This is a genomic window from Campylobacter coli LMG 9860 (genome assembly GCF_000254135.1).
Lineage (GTDB): Bacteria > Campylobacterota > Campylobacteria > Campylobacterales > Campylobacteraceae > Campylobacter_D > Campylobacter_D coli.
The window spans coordinates 1-887 of sequence record NZ_AINS01000113.1 but is presented as its reverse complement, the minus strand read 5'-3'; the positions used below and the strand labels follow the sequence as shown (position 1 = coordinate 887).

2 protein-coding genes are annotated in these 887 nt (G+C 32.6%); both read left to right on the top strand.

The genetic code is table 11. The annotated features are described in order from the left end of the window. The coding region (locus tag CCO88_RS10520; protein ID WP_002819206.1) for a hypothetical protein at positions 1-222 on the top strand (222 nt) is incomplete at its 5' end. Positions 223-633: 411 nt separating this feature from the next. Further along, a partial coding sequence (locus CCO88_RS09490) for a Rha family transcriptional regulator (protein ID WP_002840525.1) occupies positions 634-887 on the top strand: 254 nt, incomplete at its 3' end.

Below are 887 nucleotides of genomic sequence, written 5' to 3'. Positions count from 1 at the left end.
GAAAACATTGTTAAAAAGGTTTGCAAGGAATTAGGGCTTACTTATAGGCAACTTGGCGAGTTGATAGGACTTAGCGAAGGTCGAGTAAAACAACTTGCGATTGGCGAAGTTGGCGAACAAGTAGAAAAAGCTTGTCAAATGCTTATCAAAATTCATAAGCTAGAAGCCGAACTAAACGAGCAAAAACAATTAAAAACACTTCTTAAAAATTTTATTTCTTAACCGAGTTATTTTTAACTTGGTTAAAACCCACCAAAAGTATAAAATCATAACTAAAATTTTAAAAAAGTTTATATTTTTACACTTTTACTATTGACAATAGTTCGTAATTATGCTATAATTCTCGCATAAAGGTTATAAAACATAACCTTTAAATAAACGAAAGGAGTAAAAGATGCCAACTAGTGAAGTGCTCGAGCTAATCACTGCGGTAATTTGCTTGATGACTGCAATCATTCAAGCATTGAAGCGGTAACCAAAGGGGCGAAAGCCCCCTGACATCTTTTACCTTTTAAAATTATATCATAAAGGAGCGGTTATGGTGCAAATTTTGTTAGTAGTTTTAGCAACTTTGGTTTTAGGCTTAGCTATTAAGGTTTCAAGATTAGAAAAAGAGATTAAGGAGCTTAAAAAATGAGTGCTTTAATCCCTATAAATAATGTAAATGTAGTTTTTGAAGTTGTTGGCGATGAAATATTCGCCAACTCTTTACAGATAGCTGAAGTATTTGAAAAAGACCACTCAAATGTGTTAAAGGCAATAGATAAACTACCAAACGATGAATTTAAAAGCTCAAATTTTAAATATGATAGCTATTTTGACAAAAAGAGCGAACAAAGGCGTATGATAAACCTTACTCGTGACGCTTTTTCTCTTTTAGTGATGGG